Raw genomic sequence first — 24,119 nt, 5'->3', positions numbered from 1 at the left:
GATGCGGGCATTTGTTTTTCCGGGGCAGGGCAGCCAGTCGGTGGGCATGGGCAGGGTGCTGGCCGACGCCAGCCCGGCGGCAAGGGAGCTGTTTCAGGAGGTCGATGACGCCCTGTCGCAAAATTTGTTCCGCCTCATGGTGGAAGGGCCGGAAAGCGACCTGACCCTGACTGAAAACGCTCAGCCGGCGATCATGGCCAATGCCATCGCGACCTTGCGGGTAATGCAGAAGGAAGCCGGCTTCTCGCTGGCCGACAAGGGCGATTATGTCGCCGGGCACAGTCTGGGCGAATATAGCGCACTCTGCGCTGTCGATGCGTTCGACATCGGCACCACCGCACGCCTTCTGAAACTGCGTGGCCAGGCGATGCAGGCCGCCGTGCCGGTGGGCGAGGGTGCGATGGCGGCGCTGCTCGGTGCCGACATCGAAAAGGCGCAGGCACTGGCCGACGCCGCAGCCGAAGGCGAAGTCTGCACCGTCGCGAATGACAACGATCCCTCGCAGGTCGTGATTTCCGGCCATCGCGGCGCGATCGAGCGCGCGGTAGCGCTGGTCAAGGACCATGGCATCAAGCGCGGCGTCCTGCTGCCGGTGTCCGCGCCCTTCCACTGTCCGCTGATGCAGCCCGCTGCCCAAGCGATGGAGGAGGCTCTGGCCAAGGCCGCCATCAGCGCGCCGCTGTTGCCGGTCTATGCCAACGTCCTCGCCGCGCCGATCGCCGATCCCGAAGAGATCAAGATGCGTCTGGTCGAGCAGGTGACGGGGCGCGTGCGTTGGCGTGAATCGGTCGCGGCGATGTGGGATGCGGGTGTCACCGAATTCGTCGAAGTCGGCGGCAAGGTGCTTGGCCCGATGATCAAGCGCATCGCGCCCGACGCCACCGTCCGCAGCATCGTGACGATGGACGATATCGAGGCCGCGCTGGCGGCGTTCTGACTGGATAAGGAATATAATATGTTCGACCTCACAGGAATGACCGCGCTGGTGACCGGCGCCTCGGGTGGCATCGGTTCGTCGATCGCCAAGGCACTTGCAGCGCGCGGCGCGAGGCTCGCCCTGTCGGGCAGCAATGAGGACAAGCTCAAGGCTTTCGCGGCCGATCTGGGCGGCGACCACAAGACGATCGTCTGCAACCTGTCCGACCCGGCCTCGGTCGATGCGCTGGTGCCGCAGGCGGTGGAAGCGCTGGGCGGCAAGATCGACATCCTCGTCAACAATGCCGGCATCACGCGAGACAACCTGATCCTTCGCATGAAGGATGAGGAATGGAGCCAGGTCATCCAGGTCAATCTGGAAGCCGCCTTCCGCCTCGTCCGCGCCGCCGCCAAGCCGATGATGAAGGCGCGTTTCGGCCGCATCATCTCCATCACGTCGGTGGTCGGCGTGACCGGCAATCCCGGCCAGGCCAATTATTGCGCGTCGAAGGCGGGCATCATCGGCATGTCCAAATCGCTGGGCCAGGAACTGGCGAGCCGCGGCATCACCGTCAACTGCGTCGCGCCCGGCTTCATCCGCTCGGCCATGACCGATGCGCTCAATGATGCGCAGAAGGGTGCGATCCTGGCGAAGATCCCGGCCGGCGACCTGGGCGACGGTGACGATATCGGCGCGGCGGTCGTCTATCTGGCGAGCCGCGAGGCCGGCTACGTCACCGGTCAGACGCTTCACGTCAATGGCGGCATGGCGATGATCTGATCCCTCGCTTCGAGCGGGTCCGGAGGGACTTACGGACTCGCTCGAAGCGCCTGGAAGGCGGGGCTATGCCTCCATTCCCTCCAGAGCGGTGAAGCGCTGCGACCAGAGCGCGCCGTAGACCGCCATCCATTGCACCACCGGCGCCAGCCCCTTGGACCGTGCGGAATAATAGGTTTCGCGGCCCGCCCGGCGGGCTGTCACGAGCTTCGCTCGCTTGAGCTTGCCCAGGTGGCGGGACACCATGGGTTGGGATACGCCCGCCACTGCCGTCAGGGCATGGACGCTTTGTTCGCCTTCACGCACGAGATATTCCAGCAGGGCGCGGCGCGTGCCGTCCGACAAGGCCTTGAACTGCGCGTCGATGCTGGATCCGCGCTCATCTTGCAATATTTCGGTCATGGTTACGTCATAACCAGATGGTTATGAGTGGGGCAAGCCTTGCTGCGCTGGAACGCCTTGCAGCATCGTTAACCAAAAAAAGTCAGCCACTCCAGAGGGCTGAGTCTTTTGAGTCACACCGCGTCATCTTGAGTCCGCGCGCACTCGCCTGACTCAACATCTTGTGGGTGCTCCTTTCGTTCTCGCTTTCTCGCCTTGCGACTCGCCTTGAATCCGCGAGTCCCCTACACTTGACGGCGGACTCCGGAGGACTCATCGGTGCGTCTCAAGATAGAAGGGGGTTCAGCATTTATGGGTGTCATGACACGCGTCGCATCGCCGCGGCGGAAGAAGGTGATCGAATCGGTCGAGATCGAGGCCGATCGCCTGCTGCGTGGCGACTGCATCGCGCAGATGGCCTCGTTGCCTGACAATTGCATCGACATGATCTTTGCGGACCCGCCCTATAATCTCCAACTAGGTGGCGACCTGTTCCGGCCCGAAGGCGGGCGCGTTGATGCAGTCGACAATGACTGGGACAAGTTCGACACGCTGGGCGCCTATGACCGCTTCACCAAGGCGTGGATGCGGGAGGCACGCCGCATCCTGAAGCCGAACGGCACCATCTGGGTTATTGGCAGCTATCACAATATCTTCCGCGTCGGCGCGGCGTTGCAGGATGAAGGCTTCTGGATCCTCAACGACATCATCTGGCGCAAGGCTAATCCGATGCCCAATTTCAAGGGCACGCGCTTCACCAACGCGCATGAGACGCTGATCTGGGCGAGTCAGGGCGAGGACGCCAAATATACGTTCAACTACAAGGCGATGAAGACGTTAAACGACGAGTTGCAGATGCGCTCCGACTGGGTGCTGCCGATCTGTAGCGGGCAGGAGCGGTTGAAGCGCAACGGCACCAAGGCGCATCCGACCCAGAAGCCGGAATCGCTGCTCTATCGCGTGATGCTGTCCTGCACCAAGCCGGGCGACGTGGTGCTCGATCCCTTCTTCGGCACCGGAACGACCGGCGCGGTCGCCAAGCGCCTCGGCCGCAAGTGGATCGGCATCGAGCGCGAGGAAAGCTATATCGAGGTCGCGCTGGAGCGCATTGCCGACGCGCTGCCGCTGGACGAATCCGCGCTCACGATCATGCAGAGCGCCAAGAGCCAGCCCAAGGTCGCCTTCGGCACCTTGGTCGAGACCGGCTATCTCAAGCCTGGCGCGATCCTGACTGACGCCAAGCGCCGCTGGCAGGCGCAGGTGCGCGCTGACGGATCGCTCGCCGTGGGAACGGACACCGGCTCCATCCACAAGATGGGCGCCACATTGCAGGGTGCGCCCAGCTGCAACGGCTGGACCTTCTGGCATTATGAAGCGGAATCAGGCCTCAAACCCATCGACGCACTGCGCCAGACTTATCTGCTCGCCAACGAACCCTGATTAAGAAGGCCTACCTCCGTTCGGGCTGAGCCTGTCGAAGCCCAGCACTTTCTTTTTGAAAGAAAAGCCGTTGGCTTCGCCGACCTTCGGTTCGACAGGCTCAGGGCGAACGGAACCGGAAAAATGACCCTCTCGACCATCCCCGCCGATGCGCGCCTCTATCTCAAGCCGACCTGGTATGTGCCGACCCCGATCGGCCTGAACGATAGCGCGGCGGCGCGGATGGGCAATGGGCTGATCTGGTTCCAGGCCTATGAACTGACTGCGCTCCGTGGCGCGCAGCGTATCGCGCGGGTTACGATTCCGGTCGCCGACTTTGCCGATGCGATCATCGCCTTGCCAGACAGGCTGGCCCAGCGCGCGCAGGCGCTCGCCGCCAATGTCTCCGCCCAGCGCCCGCCGCTCGCCCTTGGCGATCGCACGATCCGCTTCGACGCGCCGCAGGTGATGGCGATCCTCAACATCACGCCTGACAGCTTTTCCGACGGCGGCAAGCATATGGCCGATCCGCAAGGCGCCGCGGATGCCGGCTTCGCCATGGCGGCGGCCGGTGCGGCGCTGATCGACATCGGCGGCGAATCCACCCGGCCCAAGGCGCCTCTCCTCTGGGAAGGGGACGAGATTGCCCGCATCGTGCCGGTGGTGGAGCGGCTCGCTGCTTCCGGCGTCGCCATGTCGATCGACACGCGCAAGGCTGCGGTGATGGAGGCGGCTCTGGCCGCCGGCGCGCATGTCATCAACGATGTGAGCGCGCTGCTGCATGATCCCCGCGCCATGGAAGTGGCTGTCGCGGCGGGTTGCCCGGTGATCCTGATGCACGCTCCCTCGGCCGGTGACGACCCGCACGACAATCCTGCCGGCTATGGCGATGTCGTCGCCGACGTCTACGACTATCTGGAGGCGCGGATCGCCGCCTGCCTCGACGCAGGCATCCCGCGCGAAAAGATCATGGTCGATCCAGGCCTCGGCTTCGGCAAGAGCCTGACCGACAATCTGGCGCTGGTGAACGGGCTCGCGACCTTCCAGGCGCTGGGCGTGCCCTTGCTGTTCGCGGGTAGTCGCAAACGGCTCATCGGTGCGCTCTCCAACGAAGCGCCTGCGCATGAACGGCTGGGTGGATCGGTGGCGCTCGCCTTCCGCGCGGCCCAGCTTGGAGCGCAGATGGTGCGCGTCCATGACGTTAAGGAGAGCGTGCAGGCGCTGCACCTCTGGCGCGGTCTGGCGGATGCGGGATTGAGTGTGATTTAGTCGCGGGTATTATTTTACCCGTCAGGAAAGCCGCCCATCTCTTGACTTCTGGCGCTTCCGCCGTCATTAGCGCCCCACTTCCGGGCGTCGGCAACGGCGTCCGGTTTCATTTTTTCTTTCTGGAGTATTGGCACCATGAAGGCGCTGATGAAGACCACCAAGCCGGCAACCCCGGCAACGGTCGAAAAGAAGTGGATCCTGATCGACGCCGAAGGCCTCGTCGTGGGTCGTCTCGCTTCGACCGTAGCGAATATCCTGCGCGGCAAGCACAAGACCAGCTTCACCCCCCACGTCGATTGCGGTGACAATGTCATCATCATCAACGCCGGCAAGGTGAAGTTCACGGGCCGCAAGCTGACCGACAAGGTCTATTACAAGCATACCGGCTATGCCGGCGGCATCAAGGAAACCACTCCCCAGAAGATCCTGGAAGGTCGTTTCCCCGAGCGCGTCCTGGAAAAGGCCGTCGAGCGCATGATCCCCCGTGGTCCGCTGGGCCGCCAGCAGATGCGCAACCTGCGCATCTTCGCCGGCGCCGAGCACGCCCATGAAGCCCAGAACCCCGAAGTGCTCGACTTCGCGTCGCGCAACCGCAAGAACAAGGTGGGTGCATAATGTCCGATAACCGCCAGTCTCTGTCCGACCTCGCGGCGATCGCCGCCAACACTCCCGTCGCCGCCGCGCCGGTCGCCGTCGAAGGCGAAGCGCCCGCCGCTCCGGTTCAGCCCTCGGCGCCGCTGCGTCCGCAGGAAATCGACAGCCTCGGCCGCGCATACGCCACCGGCCGCCGCAAGGACGCCGTCGCCCGCGTGTGGGTCAAGCCCGGCACCGGCAAGATCACGGTCAATGGCCGCGATCAGGAAGTCTATTTCGCCCGCCCGACTCTGCGTCTGGTCATCAACCAGCCCTTCGGCGTGACCGAGCGTGAAGGCCAGTATGACGTGATCGCCACCGTCAAGGGCGGCGGTCTGTCGGGCCAGGCCGGTGCGGTCAAGCACGGCATCGCCCAGGCTCTGTCGAAGTATGAGCCGGCGCTGCGCAGCGCGGTCAAGGCCGAAGGCTTCCTGACCCGCGACAGCCGCGTCGTCGAGCGTAAGAAGTACGGCAAGGCGAAGGCCCGCCGCAGCTTCCAGTTCTCGAAGCGCTAATACACTTCGCGATAGGCGTATTTGGAGAAGGGGCTGGTTTTCCGGCCCCTTTTTCGTTGCCTGGGTCAGACCGGGGCAGGTTATCGCGTTGGGCTTTCCACGTGAATATGGGTGGGCCGGGCGGGGCCGGGACCATCGAGGCTATTCTATTGCGGTAATAGGAAATTGGTGGCGAAGCTCAGCAACCGATGCTCCCTGTCCCAGCGGAGCATGATGTCGAGCAACATGTAGCGCCGCTGGCAACATTGTTCGACAAAGGCCGTCCGCCCCGCCGCTCTGGCAAGGGGTGAACGCCCGTGCGGCTCGCGCGGCGAGGGATAACTCGTTGCGTCTGCGTTCCGGCGGCAACCTTTGCTCCTGATGGTTGGTTGATCCTCCAACTGCAACCACAGGAGATGTTTCATGGGTGAACTGACCGACAAGGTGAAGGCGGCGGGCAACAAGGCTGCGGGCAGCGTCAAGGAAGCCGTGGGCCGCAATAACAACGACCCGAACCTGGAAGCCGAAGGAAAGGCGCAGAAGGCCAAGGGCACGGCGCAGGACATTGCCGGTTCGGTCAAGGGCGCACTCGGCGACAAGATCTGATGTGAGTCTTCGGACGTGAAGAAGGCCTCGCCCCGAAAGGTGCGGGGCCTTTTTGCATGGTTGGCCTTCAAATATGCACGGGCAGTGAAGGCGCGGGGTCAAGCCTCCTTCGACAGGTAATCGCGGACATCCCTCCGCAGTTCGCCCGCGCAGAGGTAAAGCGCGATGACATTGGGAATCGCCATCAGGAAGAAACTGCTATCGACGATGCCGACCACCCGGCCCAGGTCGATCGCAGCGGCCGGGGGCAGGGCGACGACATAGAGGATCTTGTAGGTCCACTGCGCCCTTGGCCCATTGCCGAACAGATAGCCCCAGGCCTGCAAGCCGTAAAAGCCCCAGGCGACCAAGGTTGAATAGGCGAAGAGGAACACCACCACCGCCAGCAGCCAGGGGAACCAAGGCGACACTTTCGCAAAAGCGGCCGAGGTAATGGCGATGCCTTCCAGTCCCGTATTCCACGTTCCCGCAACCACCAGCGCCAAGCCGCCGAACGCGCAGACGATCATCGTGCCGAGCAGCGGCTCCAGCAGCGCGACTAGGCCTTCCGACACCGGATGCTTCGCCCGCGCCAGGCTGTGCGCCATCACCGCCGATCCCACGCCCGCCTCGCTGGCGAACACCGCGCGTCGCATCCCGGCGACGAAAGCGCCGATCGCACCGCCCGTTGCCGCATCGCCGCTCCAAGCCCCATTCCAAATCAGCGTGAGTGCTGCCGGTATCTCGCCGGCGTTCAGGACCAGGATCGCCGCCACCCCCAGCAGATAGACCGCGACCTTGAGCGGGGTCAGTCGCTTGGCCACCTCGCCCAGCCATGCGGCCCCGCCCAGCGTCACCAGCGCGACGGCTCCGGCCAGGAAGACGCCATAGGCCCAACCGTTGGTCAGGCCCGTCACGACCTTCACCTGAGCGAAGCTCTGGTTCACCTGGACCATCGGGATCGCTCCGAATAGGGCGAAGAAGGCATAAGCGCCGCCAAGCGCCAGCCCGATCTTCGGCCATCCCCGCGCCGCGCCGACGGCTTTCAGCACATACATCGGCCCGCCATGGACATGGCCCTGTGCGTCGAAGACGCGATATTTGAGGCCCAGCGTCACCTCCGCCATTTTCACCGTCATGGCAAACCAGCCGATGATGAACATCCACAATATCGCGCCGGGACCGCCCATGGTCAGCGCAACCGCGACGCCGGCGATATTGCCAAGGCCGATCGTACCCGACAGGGCAGTGGAGAGCGCCGCCCATTGACTGACATCGCCCTTCGCTTCGCCCTCATGGGGCTGGGTCCGCAGGATTCGGATCGCCCGTCCGACCTGCGTTACATTGGGGAAACCCAGCCACAGGGTGAAGAACAACATCGGCAGCGCCAGGTAAAGCACGATCAGTTCAATCTGTGCGCCAAGGAGCGGCACCTTGAAAAAGACGGCGTTCGACAGGCCGTCGACAAAGGCGTTGAAATTTTCCATCACTCGCCGATGCCGCCCGACGGGTGGAATGTCGATCAAAGATTGCTATGGGCCTATGAGGATAGACTCTTCCGGCCCCAAGCGGCGAGGCACATGTGAGCAGGCAATATTTCGGCACCGACGGCATTCGCGGCCGCACCAACCAATGGCCGATGACGGCAGAACTGGCAATGAAGGTCGGCATGGCCGCCGGAACCCATTTCCAGCGCGGCAGCCACCGCCACCGCGTCGTGATCGGCAAGGATACACGGCTGTCAGGTTATATGGTGGAGAATGCGCTGGTCGCCGGCTTTACCGCCGTCGGCATGGATGTGGTGCAGTTCGGGCCGATCCCGACGCCCGCCGTAGCGCTCCTTGCCCATTCGATGCGCGCGGACTTGGGCGTCATGATATCGGCCAGCCACAATCCCTATTTCGACAATGGTATCAAGCTGTTCGGCCCGGATGGCTACAAGCTGTCGGACGAGGATGAGCTGAAGATCGAGGCGCTGCTGGGACAGGATATCGCGCTCGCTGCGTCCAAGGATATCGGTCGCGCCCGCCGCGTCGAGGACGCGCGTGGCCGCTATATCCATGCGGTAAAGTCCAGCTTCCCGGCGGACCTGCGCCTTGATGGCCTGAAGATCGTTGTGGATTGCGCGAATGGCGCGGCCTATCAGGTCGCACCCTCGGCCCTGTGGGAACTGGGCGCCACCGTCGTCGCGATCGGCGTCACGCCCAACGGCACCAACATCAATGACGGCTGCGGATCGACCGCGCCACTGCTGTTGCAGGAAACCGTCGTCTCATCGGGCGCGGATATCGGCATTGCGCTGGACGGCGACGCCGATCGGCTGATCGTGGTGGACGAACAGGGCAAGATCGTCGATGGCGACCAGATCATGGCGCTGATCGCCGCCAATTTCGCGCGCGATGGCACGCTGCGCGGCGGCGGCCTCGTGGCGACGATCATGTCGAATCTGGGCCTGGAGCGCTTCCTGTCGGACAAGGGTATCGCGCTGGAGCGCACCAAGGTGGGCGACCGTTATGTGCTGGAACGGATGCGCGACGGCGGTTTCAATGTCGGCGGCGAGCAGTCGGGCCACATGATCCTGTCGGACTATGCCACCACCGGGGACGGCACGGTCGCGGCCTTGCAGGTGCTGGCGGCACTGGTCCGCTCCGGCAAGCCGGCGAGCGAGACGCTGCACCAGTTCGACCCGGTGCCGCAATTGCTCAAGAATGTCCGCTTCTCCGGCGGCAAGCCGCTGGAGCATGAAGATGTGAAGCGCGTCATCGCCCAAGCTGAGGCGGAACTGGATGGCTCGGGGCGGCTGGTCATTCGCCCGTCCGGCACCGAACCGGTGATCCGCGTCATGGCCGAGGGCGACCGCGAGGAGCAAGTGCGCGACGTGGTCGAACGGATCTGCGCTGCGGTTGAGAAGGCGGCGGCCTGATGCTGGACATGCGCCCCGACTGCGAACGCTGCGGTGCGGACCTGCCCGCCGATGAGCCCGGCGCGTTCATCTGTTCCTTCGAATGCACCTTCTGCGCGCCCTGCGCCGAAGCGCTGGACGACCGCTGCCCCAATTGCGGCGGCGAGTTGATGGACCGCCCGACCCGCACCGGGGCAGCGCTTGCGAACAACCCCGCGTCCACGGAGCGTAAATTCCAGCCATGAGCCCGGCACGTATCCTTATCATCGCCGGCTCCGACAGCGGGGGCGGCGCGGGCGTCCAGGCTGACCTCAAGACCGTGACCCTGCTGGGTGGGTTCGGCATGACCGCCATCACCGCGATTACCGCGCAGAACACTCTGGGCGTGCAGGGCGTTCATCCGGTTCCCACCGATATGGTGCTGGCGCAGATGGAAAGCTGCATCGGCGACATCGGCGTCGACGCGGTCAAGATCGGCATGATCGGATCGGCGCAGACGGCCGCCGCCTTAGCCGAGCGCCTGGCCAAGCTGGACAATGTCCCGATCGTCTTCGATCCCGTCATGGTCGCGACCAGCGGGTCGCTGCTGGCGGACGATGCGACCGTCGCCGCCTTCGAACAACTGATGCGGATCGCCACCGTCATCACGCCCAATGTACCGGAATTGCAGGCATTGACCGGCACGACGATCAGCGATCTCGACGGGTTGGAGGCCGCTGCACAGATGCTGCGCGATCGAACCGGGGCGGTCATCCTCGCCAAGGGTGGACATCTGCAGCAGCAGGCACAGGATGATCGGCCGTTGATCCACGATCTGCTCGTTGATGAGGACATGGTCGCCGAATATTCGGTTGAACGGATCGACACGCGCAACAGCCATGGCACAGGTTGCACATTGGCTAGCGCCGTGGCGACCGGACTGGGCGGCGGCCTCTCGCTGGCGGATGCGGTCGACCGGGCAGAAGCGTTCGTTGCGGCCGCGCTGGCTGCCGCGCCGGGGCTGGGGCAGGGGCATGGCCCGATGGGACATGCATTGGGCATGACGCCTTTCTATCACCTGCTCGCCGCAAGGGATGGCAACGGGTGGGACGCCGCCGCATTCGCTGCGCGCTATTCCGACCATGCCTGACTTCGCGCACGAACGGCGGTATCACCCCGGCCTCGTAGCCGGCGTCGACGAGGCGGGTCGGGGACCGCTGGCGGGACCGGTGGTCGCTGCCGCCGTCATCCTGCGTGCGGAAGACTGTCCGGACGGTCTGAACGACAGCAAACAGTTGAGCGCGACGAAGCGCGCCGCGCTGGAGGCCGAAATCAAGGCGCGCGCCCTCTGCTGGGGCGTGGGGCTCGCCAGCGTCGCCGAAATCGATGAGATCAACATCCTCTGGGCGACGATGCTGGCCATGACCCGCGCGGTCGAGGCGCTGAGCCATGACTGCGCCCATGTGCTGGTGGACGGCAATCGTTGCCCGCAATGGCGCTGGGCCTCGACCGCGATCGTGGCGGGCGACGCCAAAAGCCTGTCGATTGCGGCCGCGTCTATCCTCGCCAAGGAAGAACGCGACCGGATGATGATTGCGGCGGCGGCCGAGCATCCGCACTATGGCTGGGAAACCAACAAGGGCTATGGCAGCGCCAGGCATCTGGCAGCGCTGCGCGAGCATGGCCCGACCCCGCTCCACCGCCGCAGCTTTGCGCCGGTGGCGCAGCTCACCCTGCTCTGATCCCCTGTCCCAGGCCGGGACCGCCACGCCTGACCGTGCGGACAGGCTGGCTTTGGCGCGGATCATGGTTAAGAAAGGCTTATGCACAAGCCTTTGCTATCCGTCCTCGCATCCCTGTTCGCGCTGGCGCAGCCGGCTCAGGCGGCCGTGGAGACGGAGATTGCGCTGGCGCCGGGCGGTTATCGCTGGCTGGAGCAAGGGGGGGGGGACGGTCCGCTCTACATGGTCATCAGCATCGAGAAGCAGCGGGTCCATGTCTATAGCGGCGATCGACTGATCGGCGCGGCCAGCGTGTCGACGGGCATGAAGGGGCATCGCACCCCGACCGGCGACTATCCGATCCTGCAAAAGCGCCAATGGCACCGCTCCAACCTCTACAGCAATGCGCCCATGCCCTTCATGCAGCGGCTGACCTGGGACGGGATCGCGCTCCACGCGGGGCATAATCCTGGCTATCCCGCCAGCCATGGTTGCATCCGCCTGCCCTATGCCTTCGCGCGGCAATTGTTCGCGCTGACGAAGATCGGCACTTTGGTCGAGGTGACACAGGCGCGACTCAGCGCCGCGCTGAAGTTCGACCCGCTGGTGCTGGGCGATCCCGGCAGCACGGTGGTGAGTTTCGGTCCGGCAACCGGGCGACCTCCCGTCCTGCCACCGTCCGACGCCGAGGAGGATGGCGTGCCGATGCTGGACATCGACCCCGCCATCTTCACGCCGCGCCTGCGGCGATAGGCATTTCAAAGCCGTTCAGCTCGACGGCATCTCCCGCCATTCGCCGGGCTGCAAACCCTCGATGCTCCAGTCGCCGATGCGCCAGCGCACCAGCCGCAACGTCGGATGCCCGACCGCTGCGGTCATCCGGCGCACCTGCCGGTTGCGGCCTTCACGGATAGTCAGGCTGATCCAGCAATCCGGCACCGTCTTGCGAAAGCGCACCGGCGGATCGCGCGGCCAGAGCGCCGGATCGTCGATCCGCTCCGCGCGGGCGGGCAAGGTCGGACCATCCTTCAGCGTCACGCCCTTGCGCAACCGATCGAGCGTCTCTTCCTGCACATCCCCCTCCACCTGAACGAGATAGGTCTTGGGGGTCTTGAACCGGGGATCGGCGATCCGCGCCTGCAACCGACCATCGTCGGTCAGCAGCATCAGTCCCTCGCTGTCCAGGTCGAGCCGCCCGGCGGGGTAGACGCCGGGCACATCGATATAGTTGGACAGCGTCAGCCGATCCGCGCCCATGCTGCGGTCGGTGAACTGGCTTAGAGCGTTGAACGGCTTGTTGAACAGGATCAGCCTGGCCATGGCGTCAATCCTCCTCCTCATCATCATCAACCATCAGGCTGCCCTGATTGACCAGCGCCGCCAGCAATTCCATCGCATCGGCCAGCGACGGGTCGAGGACGACATGATCCTGCGCGCATATCCGCTGCGCCAACGCCGCTGCGTCGCCGCTACACGGGAAGGTCGCGCCGTCCGCGAACAGAAGCAGGCCTTCCTCCTGAAGCAGGAAAGCAAAGCGGCTCGCCGGATTGCGCAGCAGGATCGCGCCCTCGCTGGCCAGTGCCTGCAACTCGGCTACTGTTACAGGCTCCTCAGGCCGCCAGTCGGCGTCAGCATATTTGGGCGTGCTGCTATGCTGGCCGAACCAGTGGGCGAAGGCGTCCCGGTCCAGCAACCGTTCGACCGTCATCGCGTGCAGCCGGTCGATGGCAGATGGCGCGATCTCGCCCGGATTGACGGCGGCGCTGAGGTCGGGATCGGCATAACGGTCATCCTCCGCCATTCCATCGACCAGATGCTCGACCCATTCCATCAACAGGTCGGGGCGGGATGGGGCGCGAAAGCCGATCGAATAGGTCATGCAGTCGTCGCCCACGGCCACGCCGTCATGGGCGAAGCCGGGCGGGACATAAAGGATGTCGCCCGGTTCCAGTAGCCAATCGTCCGTCGCCGCGAAATCGGCGAGCAGGCGAAGATCATCATGCGGACGCAGCGGCGTGGTATCGTCGCACCGGCCGCCCACGCGCCAGCGGCGCTGGCCCAGTCCCTGGATCAGGAACACGTCATACTGGTCGAAATGTGGCCCGACGCCACCGCCGTCGCTGGCATAGCTGACCATCACATCGTCAATGCGCCAGTTGGGAATGAAGCGGAAAGGCGCGAGCAGGCCCGCGACATCGGGCGCATAATGGTCGACCGCCTGTACCAGCAACGTCCAGGGCGCCGCGCCAAGGCCGCCGAAATGATCCTCGGAAAAGGGACCATGTTCCAGCGCCCAACTCTCGCCCGACTGAACGATCAGACGCGATTCCACCCCGTCATCACACGCCAAGCCTGCCAGTTCGTCCGGTTCCAGCGGGTTGTGCCACGCCTTCCACGGATTGCGGATCAGCAACGGCTTTTTCTGCCAATAATCGCGCAGGAAGAGGTCGATGTCGAAATCTGAAAGCTGCATGGATACTCGCTGCACGGGGGAGAGGGTCTTGCGTCGCACGGCATTGCCGGCCGGTGGGGGTGCTGTCAAAGACGACGCCATAGCACAGAAAAGCGGCCGACCCGTCACCGGATCGGCCGCCTCGTTGAATCCCCGCTCAGCGTTGGCGATCAGGCCGCCTGCGCCGCATCCTCGCTGGCCGGCAGGCGGATGAGGTAGTCGAAGGCGGAAAGCGCCGCCGTCGAGCCGGCTCCCATGGCGATCACGATCTGCTTGTACGGCACGGTCGTGCAGTCGCCCGCAGCGAAGATGCCCGGCTGGCTCGTTTCGCCACGCGCGTCGATCTCGATCTCGCCACGGGTCGACAGGGCGATACTGTCCTTCAGCCATTCGGTGTTGGGCACCAGGCCGATCTGGACGAAAATGCCCTCCAGTTCGATGTCATGGTCGTTGCCATGATTGCGATCCTTGTAGGACAGGCCCGTCACCCGCTCCCCATTGCCTTCCACCTTGGTCGTCAGCGCCGACGTGATGATCTTGACGTTGGGCAGGCTGGCCAATTTCCGCTGCAACACGGCATCGGCGCGCAACTGGCTATCATATTCGATCAGCGTCACATGCGCGACGATGCCCGCCAGATCGATCGCTGCTTCGACGCCGCTGTTGCCGCCGCCGATCACCGCCACGCGCTTGCCTTTGAACAGCGGGCCATCGCAGTGCGGGCAGTAGGCGACGCCCTTGTTGCGATATTCTTCTTCGCCCGGCACGCCCATCTGCCTCCAGCGGGCGCCGGTGGACAGGATGATGGTGCGGCCCTTCAGCGACGCGCCATTTTCCAGCACGACCTCATGATAGCCGCCCTCGTTCTTGGCAGGGATCAGCTTCGCGGCCTTCTGGAGGTTCATGATCTCGACGTCATAATCCTTCACATGGGCTTCGAGAGCGGAGGCCAGCTTCGGACCTTCGGTGCGCGATACCGATATGAAATTCTCGATATCCATCGTGTCGAGCACCTGGCCGCCGAACCGCCCCGCCGCGACGCCCGTGCGGATGCCCTTGCGCGCCGAATAGATTGCCGCCGCCGCGCCGGCAGGGCCGCCGCCGATGACCAGCACTTCGAAGGGATCCTGCGCCTTGATCTTCTCCGCAGCGCGCGCTTCGGCGCCGCTGTCGATCTTGGCAACGATCTGCTCCAGTTCCATGCGGCCCTGACCGAAGGGTTCGCCATTGAGGAAGATGGTGGGAACCGCCATCACCTTGCGCGCGTCGACTTCGTCCTTGAACAGTCCGCCGTCTATCGCGACGTGGCTGATCCGGGGATTGAGGACGCTCATCAGATTGAGCGCCTGCACCACGTCGGGGCAATTCTGGCATGACAGCGAGAAATAGGTTTCGAAGGCGAAATCGCCGTCCAGATCCTTCACCTGCTGGATCAGATCCTGCGCCGCCTTGGAGGGGTGCCCGCCGACCTGGAGCAGCGCCAGCACGAGCGAAGTGAACTCATGGCCCATCGGAATGCCGGCGAAGGTCACGCCGATGTCGGTGCCCGCGCGGCGGATCATGAAGCTGGGCTTGCGCTTGTCGTGGCCGGCCAGGATCAACGAAACCTTGTCCGACAGTTCGGCGATCTCGTTCAGCAGGCCTTCCAGTTCGCGCGACTTGGCGCCGTCATCCAGCGATGCCACCAACTCGATGGGCTGCGTGATGTTCGCCATATAGGCCTTGAGCTGGCCCTTGAGATTTGCGTCCAACATCTTGTGTATCTCCATGGGTTGGGCGCGCCGATCCGGGGCGCACGACCATCTCGTCGCCGGGACGGTGCGACCCGAAGGCCCGGCGTTCAAGATAGCGATGAATTTCGGGATAAAAACCCTGCCGGGCCAGGGAGCCTATGCTCGACCCGGTCCGGCAGGTGCCTTTGCAGGTCTTTAGATCTTGCCGACGAGGTCGAGCGAGGGAGCGAGGGTTTCTGCGCCTTCTTCCCACTTGGCCGGGCAGACTTCACCGGGGTGGCTGGCCCAATACTGCAGCGCCTTCACCTTGCGGAGCAGTTCGGCTGCGTTACGGCCCACGCCCTCTGGGGTGATTTCGACCAGCTGGATTACGCCTTCGGGGTCGAGCACGAAGGTGCCACGGTCGGCCAGGCCGACGCCCTCGCGCAGAACGTCGAACTGGGTCGACAGCGCATGGTTCTGGTCACCCAGCATATAATAGTTGATCTTGCCGATCGCCGGCGAGGTGTCGTGCCAGGCCTTGTGGCAGAAGTGCGTGTCGGTCGAGACCGAATAGACTTCCACGCCCATGCCCTGGAGGGTCGGGTAGATGTCGGCCAGGTCTTCCAGTTCGGTCGGGCAGACGAAGGTGAAGTCGGCCGGGTAGAAGAAGAAGACGGCCCACTTGCCCTTCACGTCGGCATCCGTGACGTCGACAAACTTGCCCTGCTTGTAGGCAGTGGCCTTGAAGGGCTTCAGGGGGGTGTTGATGAGAGCCATAGGCTGTCCTTTTCCTCACGGTGAATGTTGCGATTGCGAAGACCCATGTAGGGATGCCGTCGATTCGGGGGAAATTGCTTTTCTCGGATGCGTTAAGTGAGAAAAACGATCACCGCCTAGATGTTTGATCGACAGCCTGAGCCTATCGGTCGAGCAGGCGGGCCATTGCATCCTCCACCATGACCTGCGCCTCTTCCGGAGAAAAGGTGGACCGATCAAGGCAGAGTTCAAGCCATAGCCCGTCCACGAGCGCGGTCAGGCTGATCGCGGCGATTCGCGTCTCCGCGGGACTGAGGGCGGGGCACGCGGCCCGAAGCAGATCCTCTAACTGGTCGCGCGTTCCGCCATAGACTTCCGCATGGATGATCGCGATGTTGGGATCGGACTTGACCAGGCTCCAGAAGGCGATCCAGGTCGCAAGGAGGTCAGGATCGAGTATCGGATCGCGAAAATTGGCCTGAAGACAGGCCCGCAGCCGGTCGCGCGGGTCGTCCCCCGCCGCTTCGATCGCAGCGTCCAGTGCGGCCGATACCTTCGTGCCGACATCCACATAGGTGGCAAGAATGAGCGCGTCGACACCATCGAAATAATGGGTGAGCAGTCCCGACGAGACACCTGCACGGGCACAGATGGCGCGCACGGATGTTCCGCCCACGCCTTTTTCGGCAAGGCAACGCGCCGTCGCCTCGATCAGCGCCTGTCGCCGCACGTCCGGCGCCTCGCGCACGAAGCGCGCCCTCGGCCGAACCACCGTTTTGCCTTTCCCCCTGGTTGCGTTCATCGTCCTTCCCCTTGGGCTAGACCTTTGGCCGCAGACGGCGCGGCTGGCAAGCTGTCGTCTGGGAAAGAGGGATCGAACCCCCAGCTTATCGGTTCGATGCCGTGATCGACAAAGGAGATTATGGATGATGCGCTTTTCTTCGTCCGCACCCTATATGGTCGGTATGTCCATCTTGCTGCTGTTGGCGGGGTGCGCCAAGTCGACCGATGACGGCAATGCGTCGAACAATGCTGCAATGGTCGAGGCCATCGACGATGTCGATGCGCTTGGCGCCGTCGGCAGCGACGTGGCCAGGCTACCCACTGACGATTGGGTCGGTCGCTGGACGGGGCCGGAAGGGCTCTTCCTCGACATTCAGCCGTCACCTGACGGGAAACCGGGGCATTATGCGATCGCGAACCGGGACAATCTCGACCGACAGGATGACTATGATGGGGTGGCGGACGGATCGACGATCCGCTTTGTGCGCGACGGCAAGGATCTCGCAATCCGTCAGGGCAAGGGCGACGAGACGGGGCTGAAATATCTCGCCGGCAAGCAGGAGTGCCTTATCGTCATGGCGGGACAGGAAGGCTACTGCCGTTAGGCACGCGCCATCCGGCGCGACGATGAAGCGGCAGGCGCATCTGGTCGAACAGCATGGCGCGCCGCGCGGTCAGCGCCAGAACGGCGATCGCGGCAATCAGGTTGACTGGAATATGCGTCCATTCCGAGACCGCCCTGCCATAAAGCGGCGCGATCCAGGCATAGGCAAGCCAGGAGGGTTCCCAGCGCAGCGTTGCGCGTTTGCCCATGTCCGCCATCAGGAAGGCGATGGCCACGCCCAGCAGCACATGGTCATAGTCCAGCACATAGGGCGTGCATAGCAGAGCGGCGCTCAGAGCCGCCGCGCCGCGCAGCTCCATCGATCCGCGTCGGGCGATCAGCGCGGCCGTGACGATCGCGATCGCGGTGACGACAGCTTGCACCGCGTAGGCGAAGGGAATGGAGCCGCCCCATTGGCGAATCGTTGCGAAAGGGCTCTGGATCTTCTCCCAGCCGGTCGCGCCTGCCTCGATGATGATATGGCGGGTCAGGGGAAGGGAATCGATGAAGGCCTGCCAGACCGGCCAACCCCAGATTGCCAGAGTCAGCAGGCAGAGCGCCGCGACTGTCAGTCCGGCTGATACGAAGGCGCGAATATTGCCGCGCGCCAGCAGCAGCACTGGGATCAGTACCGCGAACTGCGGCTTGTAGACGAGGGCGCCCAGCAGCATTCCCGCGATCCAGGGGCGGCGGTCGAGCAGCATCATACCGCCGCCCAGCAATGTGGCGGTCAGAAACGCATTCTGTCCGTGGCCAAGGCACACGAGAACCACCGGCGCGCCCAGCGCGATCAGCAGCGCGTCGCGTTCCAGCGGGAGGATGCGCCGTACCAGCCACAGCGCCATCGCCAGCGTCGCCCCCTGCCAGACGAACAGCGCGGCGACATAGGGCAATTGGGCGAGCAAGGTCGCAAGGATCAGGAAGGGCGGCGGATAGTGCCACCCATAGAATGGAATGGACGGGTCCTTGTGGACCTGCTTCTGCACTTCGTGATGGGTCGGCCAATCCCACGCCAGAGGCGCCTGACCGTGATCGGCCATCCAGCCAGCCGTCCAGACGTTCGAGAAATCGGTGCCGAGCGGGCGACCCAGCGAATCCACCGTGCCATGGGCGGTTCCGACCAGATAAAGCAGCGCCCCCAGGGTCGCGACGACCACGCACATCGCAGCGATGCGCGCGCGCGCGCGGGTCACGATCCGGTCGATGGCAGAGGGCACGATCATGCTGATGGCGTAGCGCTAGCGGCTGAAATTTCGGTAAATGGCCCGTTAGTCGCTATTGCGCGTCGCTTTTTGTTGCCGTCATCTTGCTATCACCCAACGAAGGGGCTTGGCGGCCTTCCCTCTTGCCTCTATCGGGGCTTGGCTCTAGGGCATTGCCTTAACGGTTATTCAGAACCACCAACGATACCCAGTAAGAAGGACCACTCATGAGTGAGACCGCGGATCGCGTAAAGAAAATCGTCGTCGAGCATCTGGGCGTCGAAGCCGAGAAGGTGACCGAGGATGCAAGCTTCATCGACGATCTGGGCGCAGACAGCCTGGACATCGTCGAGCTGGTGATGGCGTTCGAAGAAGAGTTCGGCGTCGAAATCCCTGACGATGCGGCCGAGAAGATCGCCACCGTCAAGGATGCGATCGACTATATCGACAGCAAGCAGTAAGGCATAACGCGGCCTGATCCCGTGGGGGAAGGGCCGCCCTTACGATCATGAGACGGCTCCTCCTGTCCGGTGATCCCGGAGCGTGGGGAGCCTTTTCGTATCTGGCGCGCCGTTCACAAGCGCGTTTCAAGTGGCTACATGGGCGGCATAAAGTCCATCGGTAATTTCGGAGCTAGGATATGCGTCGTGTCGTCGTAACCGGCCTTGGCATGGTGAGCCCGCTGGGCGGAAATGTCGAAACCAGCTGGAAGAATATCATCGCGTCCAAATCGGGTGCGGCCACGATCCAGCGGTTCGATGCCAGCGAATATAAGTGCCGCATCGCCTGCGAAGTGAAGCCGGCCGATCACGAATATGGCTATGATGCTTCGCTGGACGTGGACCACAAGATCCAGCGTCAGGTCGATCCCTTCATCGTCTACGGTATCTCGGCCGCCAGCGAAGCGCTGCGCGACGCTGGCCTCGACAATATGTCGGAAGAAGAACGGCTGCGCGCTGGTTGCTCGATCGGTTCGGGTATCGGCGGCCTGCCGGGCATCGAGAGCGAATCCCTGGTGCTGGCTAACAAAGGGCCGAGCCGCGTCTCGCCGCACTTCGTTCACGGCCGTCTCATCAACCTGATTTCCGGCCAGGTTTCGATCAAATATGGTCTGATGGGGCCTAACCATGCGGTCGTCACTGCCTGCTCGACCGGCGCCCATTCGATCGGCGACGCCGCGCGGATGATCGCGATGGACGATGCCGACGTCATGCTGGCGGGCGGCGCGGAAAGCGCGATCTGCCCGATCGGCATCGCGGGCTTCGCCCAGGCGCGCGCGCTCTCCACCGGCTTCAACGACACTCCCGAAAAGGCGTCGCGTCCCTATGACGTCAACCGCGACGGCTTCGTCATGGGCGAAGGCGCGGGCGTGGTCGTGCTGGAGGAATATGAGCACGCCAAGAAGCGCGGCGCGAAAATCTATGCCGAAGTGATCGGCTACGGCCTGTCGGGCGACGCCTATCACGTCACGGCCCCCCATCCGGAGGGCAGTGGCGGTTTCCGCTCGATGCAGATGGCGCTCAAGAAGTCGGGCCTCAGCCTTGAGGACATCGACTATGTGAACGCTCATGGTACGTCGACCCCGCTGGGCGACGAACTGGAACTGGGCGCGGTCAAGCGGCTGTTCGGCGACAACCTGTCCACCATGTCGATGTCGTCCACCAAATCGGCGATCGGCCATCTGCTGGGCGGCGCTGGCGCGGTGGAGAGCATCTTCTGCATTCTCGCCATGCGCGACCAGATCGTGCCGCCGACGCTCAACCTCGATGAACCGAGCGAAAGCTGCAAGGGCGTGGACCTGGTCCCGCATGTCGCCAAGGAGCGCAAGGTGCGCGCGGTGCTGAACAACTCGTTCGGTTTCGGCGGCACCAACGCCTCGCTCATCATGAAGGCCATCTGAGGATCGGCGAAAGCAGCCCTCGACGGGGATATCTTAACGAAAATCCTCCTCTGAAAGGGGAGGGGGACGGCCGCCGAAGGCGGTGGTGGAGGGGGATCGCCTTCTCGATAGGATGCCCCCTTCCGTCAGCACTTCGTGCTGCCACCTCCCTTACAGGGGGAAGATTTATGGGGCGGCCACCGAATGAACTTTTCTGTCTGTGTGGTAGGCTGACCTGACGATGGCTCGACGTTACAAAAACAATCCCACAGGCCGCCTCGCGGGCATCATCCTGCTGATCGGGCTTGCCGTCGCGGCTTTCGTCGCCTTTCGCTTCGTCCATGGCTGGACGGAGCAGGGGCCGGCTGAACAGGAGATCAGCATTACCGTGCCGGAGGGGGCGAGCCTGTCCGAGGCTGCGGTGCTGCTGAAACAGGCTGGCGCAGTCCGATCCGCCGATGCCTTTCTGACCCGAGCAAAAGTCTTCGGCGGCGGCGAATCGATCAAGGCGGGTGAATTCGTTATCCCTGCCGGCGCCAGCAACAGCGACATCCTCTCCATCCTTCAGGGTGGCAAGACGCTAACCCGCCTCATCACCATACCGGAGGGAATGCCCTCCATACTGGTCTATGAGCGGCTGATGGCGAACGATCAACTGACCGGCGACATCCAGGTGCCCGATGAAGGCAGCGTGATGCCCGACAGCTATGCCTTCGACAGGGGAGAGTCGCGTGCGGCTGTCCTCAAGCGGATGCAGGGCGCTATGGACAAGGCGCTCGCTCAGCTCTGGGCCGAACGCGCGCCCGACACGATCGCCCGATCTCCGAGCGAGGCGATCATCCTTGCCAGCATTGTGGAGAAGGAGACCGGTGTCCCGTCCGAACGGCCAATGGTTGCTGGGGTCTACAGCAATCGTCTGCGCAAGAATATGATGCTCCAGGCGGACCCGACGATCATCTATCCCATCACAAAGGGCAAGCCCCTCGGGCGCCGTATCCGCAAATCGGAAATCGCGGCCGTCAACGACTATAACACCTATGCCATGGTCGGCCTGCCAAAGGGGCCGATCGCCAATCCCGGCCGGCTTTCGATTCTCGCCGTGCTGCATCCGGCAAAGACCAACGCGCTCTATTTCGTGGCGGACGGAAAGGGTGGCCACATCTTCGCCGACACCTATCAGCAGCATAATGAAAATGTGCGCAAATGGTTCGAAATCCGCCGAGCGCGCGGCGAACTTTGACCTCTAGCGCAGCATGCCCTTGGCGACCAGCGACCGCGAATAGAAGAGCTGAAAGACGGCGATCAGGATGACAAGGGTCGGGAAGCCGGCCGCAGCCAGCAGTCCCTTCTCGGCGATCAGGTCGGTTGCGCCCAGCGTGTAGCCAAACTGCACCAGAACGGCGACCAGCGAAGCGAGAAAGAGGGTGGCCGCGAGAGCCTTTTTCATGAGCAGCGATATGGCGCCCAGCGTGCCCGCTCCTACGGCGAGAGCATAAACCGCCCACAGCCAGGCCGGCATGGCGGCGAAGGCGCGAGCGGCCGCGGGATCGGTCTTGGCGATTTCGGCCGGATCGAGCCCATATTGCATGAACAAGGCGGCAACGCCCATCAGGTTCCACAGCAATAGCAGGACGCCGACGATCGACCCGGTGCGCGATGCAGGCATGATGTTCCCTCCCCAGGAAAGGCACCCGGCGCTTGCCGGGCCGCCTTAGCGGCATCATACAGTTTTTAACGTCGTCAGGATAGCAGGATGGTGATTTTGGGTGGAGAGTATCGGGAGAAGGCGGCTGGACAGACTGCCCCCGCGCCGATCATCGTCACCGCCCTGATGGGCGCGACTGATTTTGCTTGGGCGGACGGTTTGCGCCGCACATATTTTCCCCCGGACCGCAATTGGCTGCCCGCCCATCTCACACTTTTTCATCATTTGCCCCCGACAATTCTCGCGGAATTGTCGGGGCGATTGAAGCAGCTTTGCGCCGGCGCTGCACCTCCAGCGTGGTTGACGGAGGTGATGCTGCTCGGGCGGGGCGTTGCCTATCGCGTGGAAAGTCCGGTGCTGCTTGCAATGCGGGAACAACTGGCGGACGCCTTTGCCGGGTTGTTGACGCCGCAGGATCAGGCCCGGCCACGCCTGCATATCACCGTCCAGAACAAGGTCACGCCGGCGGAGGCGAAGGCGCTGGCCGCCCGGCTTCGCGGGGATTTCCGCGTCCGCCCGCTTGCGATCGCCGGCCTCGCCGCCTGGCATTATCGCGGCGGGCCTTGGGAACTGGCGATGAAGGCGATGTTCAGGGGCAAGTCCTGAACGCGGACCGGTCAGGTCAGGCTAGTCCGACCTCCTTGAGCGGCACGCTGGCATCGGCCAGCTGCCCGACGTCGAGCGCAGCCCCGGACAGGACATGCGCGCGGCCCTGGACATAATCCTTGACCGCATTGACGCAGTCCAGCGCGATCACCTTGCCGCCTTTCAGATACACGACCGAGAAGCTGCGATTGGCGGGATCCCCGCGCAAAATGGTCTGGTCGAAGCCGGTCGACAGGCCGACGGTCTGGAGCTTCAGGTCATATTGGTTCGACCAGAACCAGGGTACGGCGTCATAGGCTTCTTCCTTGCCCAGGATATGCGCTACGGCCACCTTCGCCTGATCATTGGCGTTCTGCACCGATTCCAGTCGCATCTGGGCGCCGCCGGCGAAGCGGTTGGCGTGCGAGGCGCAATCGCCCACCGCATAGATATCGGGCAGGGACGTGCGGCAATATTCATCGACATCGACCCCGTTGCCGCCTGCCGCCCCGGCCGCGATCAGCGGTCCGGTCTCGGGTATGATGCCGATGCCGACGATTACCATGTCGGTCGCGATCCGCTCGCCGTCCTGCATCAGCACGGCCGTCGCCTTGCCGTCCGTCACCTCGATGCAGTCCATCTTCGCGCCGGTGCGCAGGTCGACGCCATGAGCGCGATGCTCCGCCTCGTAGAAGCGCGACAGTTCCTCGCCCGCGACGCGCGCCAGCACCCGGTCGAGCGCTTCGAGCAGCACGACGGTCTTGCCGAACTTGGAGAGGACGGCGGCAGCCTCCAATCCGATATAGCCGCCGCCGATGATGGTGACATGGTGGATCAAGTCGATCTTCGCCATCATCGCATCGACATCGGCGCGGCGGCGCACCGCATGGACATTGATCGCGTCCGCGCCATTGCAGGTCAGAGTCCGGGGGCTGCCGCCGGTGCACCAGATCAGCTTGCCATAACCGATCTCCTCGTCGCCTGCGGTCACGAATTTGCCTACGGGATCGACGCTCTTCACTCGCTTGCCCAGCAGCATGTCGATCTTGCGCTCGTCCCAGAAGGACGCTGGGCGGATCAGAATACGGTCGAAGCTCTTGTCGCCGGCGAAATATTCCTTGGACAGCGGCGGACGCTCATAGGGCGGATCCTTCTCGTCGCCGATCATGGCGACCGTGCCGTCGAAGCCTTGCTGTCGCAGCGAAATTGCCGCCTGCGCGCCCGCATGGCCGGCCCCCACGATCAGAATGTCATAATAGCTCATCCGCCCGATATCCTCTTCGCGATGCCCCGTTTGCGCCGCTGATTGGCGCGCTTTTCCGGGGGACGCAAGAAGGATGTTGAAGGATCGCGTGTTAATCA

At 63.7% G+C, this 24,119-nt stretch carries 27 protein-coding genes; 17 read left to right on the top strand and 10 right to left on the bottom strand.

The window, feature by feature from the left end:
• The first annotated feature begins 1 nt into the window (after window position 1).
• Together fabD and fabG are read left to right on the top strand one after the other, a co-directional pair.
• Window positions 2-937, top strand: a complete 936-nt coding sequence (gene fabD / locus A7Q26_RS02480; RefSeq protein ID WP_066856291.1) for an ACP S-malonyltransferase — start codon at window positions 2-4, stop codon at window positions 935-937.
• 18 nt (window positions 938-955) lie between these two features.
• Window positions 956-1,696, top strand: coding sequence for a 3-oxoacyl-[acyl-carrier-protein] reductase (gene fabG, locus A7Q26_RS02475; protein WP_066856032.1), 741 nt, complete (start codon window positions 956-958; stop codon window positions 1,694-1,696).
• Between the two features lie 63 nt (window positions 1,697-1,759).
• Here the strand turns inward: fabG and A7Q26_RS02470 are convergent, their stop codons facing one another.
• Window positions 1,760-2,095: an ArsR/SmtB family transcription factor gene (locus A7Q26_RS02470; protein WP_066856029.1), complete on the bottom strand. Its 336-nt coding sequence runs from the start codon at window positions 2,093-2,095 to the stop codon at window positions 1,760-1,762.
• Window positions 2,096-2,386: 291 nt separating this feature from the next.
• Here A7Q26_RS02470 and A7Q26_RS02465 point away from each other — a divergent pair, with 291 nt between their 5' ends.
• The 5 genes from A7Q26_RS02465 to A7Q26_RS02445 all read left to right on the top strand — a co-directional run bounded on the left by A7Q26_RS02465 (window position 2,387) and on the right by A7Q26_RS02445 (window position 6,495).
• A complete protein-coding gene (locus A7Q26_RS02465) occupies window positions 2,387-3,514 on the top strand; it encodes a site-specific DNA-methyltransferase (protein ID WP_066856026.1) in 1,128 nt (375 codons plus the stop codon).
• Between the two features lie 123 nt (window positions 3,515-3,637).
• Window positions 3,638-4,762, top strand: coding sequence for a dihydropteroate synthase (gene folP / locus A7Q26_RS02460; protein ID WP_066856023.1), 1,125 nt, complete (start codon window positions 3,638-3,640; stop codon window positions 4,760-4,762).
• A gap of 135 nt (window positions 4,763-4,897) precedes the next feature.
• Window positions 4,898-5,377 carry a 50S ribosomal protein L13 gene (gene rplM, locus A7Q26_RS02455; protein ID WP_084438944.1) on the top strand — a complete coding sequence of 160 codons (480 nt, stop codon included), beginning with the start codon at window positions 4,898-4,900 and terminating at the stop codon, window positions 5,375-5,377.
• The gene (gene rpsI, locus A7Q26_RS02450) at window positions 5,377-5,910 is read left to right on the top strand and encodes a 30S ribosomal protein S9 (RefSeq protein ID WP_084438943.1); all 534 of its coding nucleotides are present in this window, start codon (window positions 5,377-5,379) and stop codon (window positions 5,908-5,910) included. The genes rplM and rpsI overlap by 1 nt, the downstream gene beginning before the upstream one ends.
• Before the next feature lie 402 nt (window positions 5,911-6,312).
• On the top strand, window positions 6,313-6,495 hold the full coding sequence (locus tag A7Q26_RS02445; RefSeq protein ID WP_066856020.1) for a CsbD family protein: 183 nt from the start codon (window positions 6,313-6,315) through the stop codon (window positions 6,493-6,495).
• A 98-nt stretch (window positions 6,496-6,593) separates the two neighbouring features.
• Here A7Q26_RS02445 and A7Q26_RS02440 read toward each other — a convergent pair whose 3' ends face one another.
• Entirely contained in the window at window positions 6,594-7,961 is a 1,368-nt protein-coding gene (locus A7Q26_RS02440) for an alanine/glycine:cation symporter family protein (protein WP_066856017.1), read from the bottom strand.
• A gap of 95 nt (window positions 7,962-8,056) precedes the next feature.
• Here A7Q26_RS02440 and glmM point away from each other — a divergent pair, with 95 nt between their 5' ends.
• The 5 genes from glmM to A7Q26_RS02415 all read left to right on the top strand — a co-directional run bounded on the left by glmM (window position 8,057) and on the right by A7Q26_RS02415 (window position 11,829).
• Complete coding sequence (glmM, locus tag A7Q26_RS02435; protein WP_066856014.1) at window positions 8,057-9,397, top strand: phosphoglucosamine mutase; 1,341 nt, start codon at window positions 8,057-8,059, stop codon at window positions 9,395-9,397.
• The gene (locus tag A7Q26_RS02430) at window positions 9,397-9,621 is read left to right on the top strand and encodes a DUF1272 domain-containing protein (RefSeq protein ID WP_066856010.1); all 225 of its coding nucleotides are present in this window, start codon (window positions 9,397-9,399) and stop codon (window positions 9,619-9,621) included. The genes glmM and A7Q26_RS02430 overlap by 1 nt, the downstream gene beginning before the upstream one ends.
• Complete coding sequence (thiD, locus tag A7Q26_RS02425; RefSeq protein WP_066856007.1) at window positions 9,618-10,505, top strand: bifunctional hydroxymethylpyrimidine kinase/phosphomethylpyrimidine kinase; 888 nt, start codon at window positions 9,618-9,620, stop codon at window positions 10,503-10,505. Before A7Q26_RS02430 ends, thiD begins: the two co-directional genes overlap by 4 nt.
• Entirely contained in the window at window positions 10,498-11,097 is a 600-nt protein-coding gene (locus tag A7Q26_RS02420; protein WP_066856004.1) for a ribonuclease HII, read from the top strand. The genes thiD and A7Q26_RS02420 overlap by 8 nt, the downstream gene beginning before the upstream one ends.
• 81 nt (window positions 11,098-11,178) lie before the next feature.
• Complete coding sequence (locus tag A7Q26_RS02415; RefSeq protein ID WP_066856001.1) at window positions 11,179-11,829, top strand: L,D-transpeptidase family protein; 651 nt, start codon at window positions 11,179-11,181, stop codon at window positions 11,827-11,829.
• Between the two features lie 15 nt (window positions 11,830-11,844).
• On the opposite strand, the gene A7Q26_RS02410 is transcribed toward A7Q26_RS02415, so the two are convergent.
• The 5 genes from A7Q26_RS02410 to betI form a co-directional block, all read right to left on the bottom strand.
• Window positions 11,845-12,396, bottom strand: a complete 552-nt coding sequence (locus A7Q26_RS02410; RefSeq protein WP_066855998.1) for a pseudouridine synthase — start codon at window positions 12,394-12,396, stop codon at window positions 11,845-11,847.
• Between the two features lie 4 nt (window positions 12,397-12,400).
• Window positions 12,401-13,549, bottom strand: coding sequence for a ribosomal protein uL16 3-hydroxylase (locus A7Q26_RS02405; protein ID WP_066855996.1), 1,149 nt, complete (start codon window positions 13,547-13,549; stop codon window positions 12,401-12,403).
• Window positions 13,550-13,698: 149 nt separating this feature from the next.
• Window positions 13,699-15,282, bottom strand: a complete 1,584-nt coding sequence (gene ahpF / locus A7Q26_RS02400) for an alkyl hydroperoxide reductase subunit F (protein ID WP_066856285.1) — start codon at window positions 15,280-15,282, stop codon at window positions 13,699-13,701.
• 174 nt (window positions 15,283-15,456) lie between these two features.
• Entirely contained in the window at window positions 15,457-16,020 is a 564-nt protein-coding gene (ahpC, locus tag A7Q26_RS02395) for an alkyl hydroperoxide reductase subunit C (RefSeq protein ID WP_066855993.1), read from the bottom strand.
• Window positions 16,021-16,162: 142 nt separating this feature from the next.
• Window positions 16,163-16,801 (bottom strand): transcriptional regulator BetI, encoded by a 639-nt coding sequence (gene betI / locus A7Q26_RS02390; protein ID WP_066855990.1) that lies wholly within the window; start codon window positions 16,799-16,801, stop codon window positions 16,163-16,165.
• A gap of 127 nt (window positions 16,802-16,928) precedes the next feature.
• Between betI and A7Q26_RS02385 the strand changes: the two genes are divergently transcribed.
• Entirely contained in the window at window positions 16,929-17,387 is a 459-nt protein-coding gene (locus tag A7Q26_RS02385) for a hypothetical protein (protein WP_157102428.1), read from the top strand.
• Here the strand turns inward: A7Q26_RS02385 and A7Q26_RS02380 are convergent.
• Window positions 17,356-18,609 (bottom strand): glycosyltransferase family 87 protein, encoded by a 1,254-nt coding sequence (locus A7Q26_RS02380; protein WP_066855983.1) that lies wholly within the window; start codon window positions 18,607-18,609, stop codon window positions 17,356-17,358. The genes A7Q26_RS02385 and A7Q26_RS02380 overlap by 32 nt on opposite strands.
• A 206-nt stretch (window positions 18,610-18,815) precedes the next feature.
• Between A7Q26_RS02380 and A7Q26_RS02375 the strand changes: the two genes are divergently transcribed.
• From A7Q26_RS02375 to mltG, 3 genes are all read left to right on the top strand, one after another.
• Window positions 18,816-19,049 (top strand): acyl carrier protein, encoded by a 234-nt coding sequence (locus A7Q26_RS02375; protein WP_007689016.1) that lies wholly within the window; start codon window positions 18,816-18,818, stop codon window positions 19,047-19,049.
• Window positions 19,050-19,228: 179 nt separating this feature from the next.
• Window positions 19,229-20,488: a beta-ketoacyl-ACP synthase II gene (gene fabF / locus A7Q26_RS02370; RefSeq protein ID WP_066855980.1), complete on the top strand. Its 1,260-nt coding sequence runs from the start codon at window positions 19,229-19,231 to the stop codon at window positions 20,486-20,488.
• A 220-nt stretch (window positions 20,489-20,708) separates the two neighbouring features.
• Window positions 20,709-21,707: an endolytic transglycosylase MltG gene (mltG, locus tag A7Q26_RS02365; protein WP_066855977.1), complete on the top strand. Its 999-nt coding sequence runs from the start codon at window positions 20,709-20,711 to the stop codon at window positions 21,705-21,707.
• 3 nt (window positions 21,708-21,710) lie between these two features.
• On the opposite strand, the gene A7Q26_RS02360 is transcribed toward mltG, so the two are convergent.
• Window positions 21,711-22,133 carry a sugar transporter gene (locus A7Q26_RS02360; RefSeq protein ID WP_066855974.1) on the bottom strand — a complete coding sequence of 141 codons (423 nt, stop codon included), beginning with the start codon at window positions 22,131-22,133 and terminating at the stop codon, window positions 21,711-21,713.
• Between the two features lie 165 nt (window positions 22,134-22,298).
• On the opposite strand from A7Q26_RS02360, the gene A7Q26_RS02355 reads away from it, so the two are divergent.
• Window positions 22,299-22,778, top strand: coding sequence for a 2'-5' RNA ligase family protein (locus A7Q26_RS02355; protein ID WP_066856282.1), 480 nt, complete (start codon window positions 22,299-22,301; stop codon window positions 22,776-22,778).
• A 16-nt stretch (window positions 22,779-22,794) separates the two neighbouring features.
• Here A7Q26_RS02355 and A7Q26_RS02350 read toward each other — a convergent pair whose 3' ends face one another.
• Window positions 22,795-24,021, bottom strand: a complete 1,227-nt coding sequence (locus A7Q26_RS02350; RefSeq protein WP_066855971.1) for an NAD(P)/FAD-dependent oxidoreductase — start codon at window positions 24,019-24,021, stop codon at window positions 22,795-22,797.
• Between the last annotated feature and the right edge of the window lie 98 nt (window positions 24,022-24,119).

The sequence above is a fragment of the Sphingobium sp. TCM1 genome, from assembly GCF_001650725.1.
In the GTDB taxonomy this organism is placed as follows: Bacteria; Pseudomonadota; Alphaproteobacteria; order Sphingomonadales; family Sphingomonadaceae; genus Sphingobium.
Note: the sequence above shows the minus strand (reverse complement) of the source record. Positions and strands in the feature narration are given on the sequence as shown.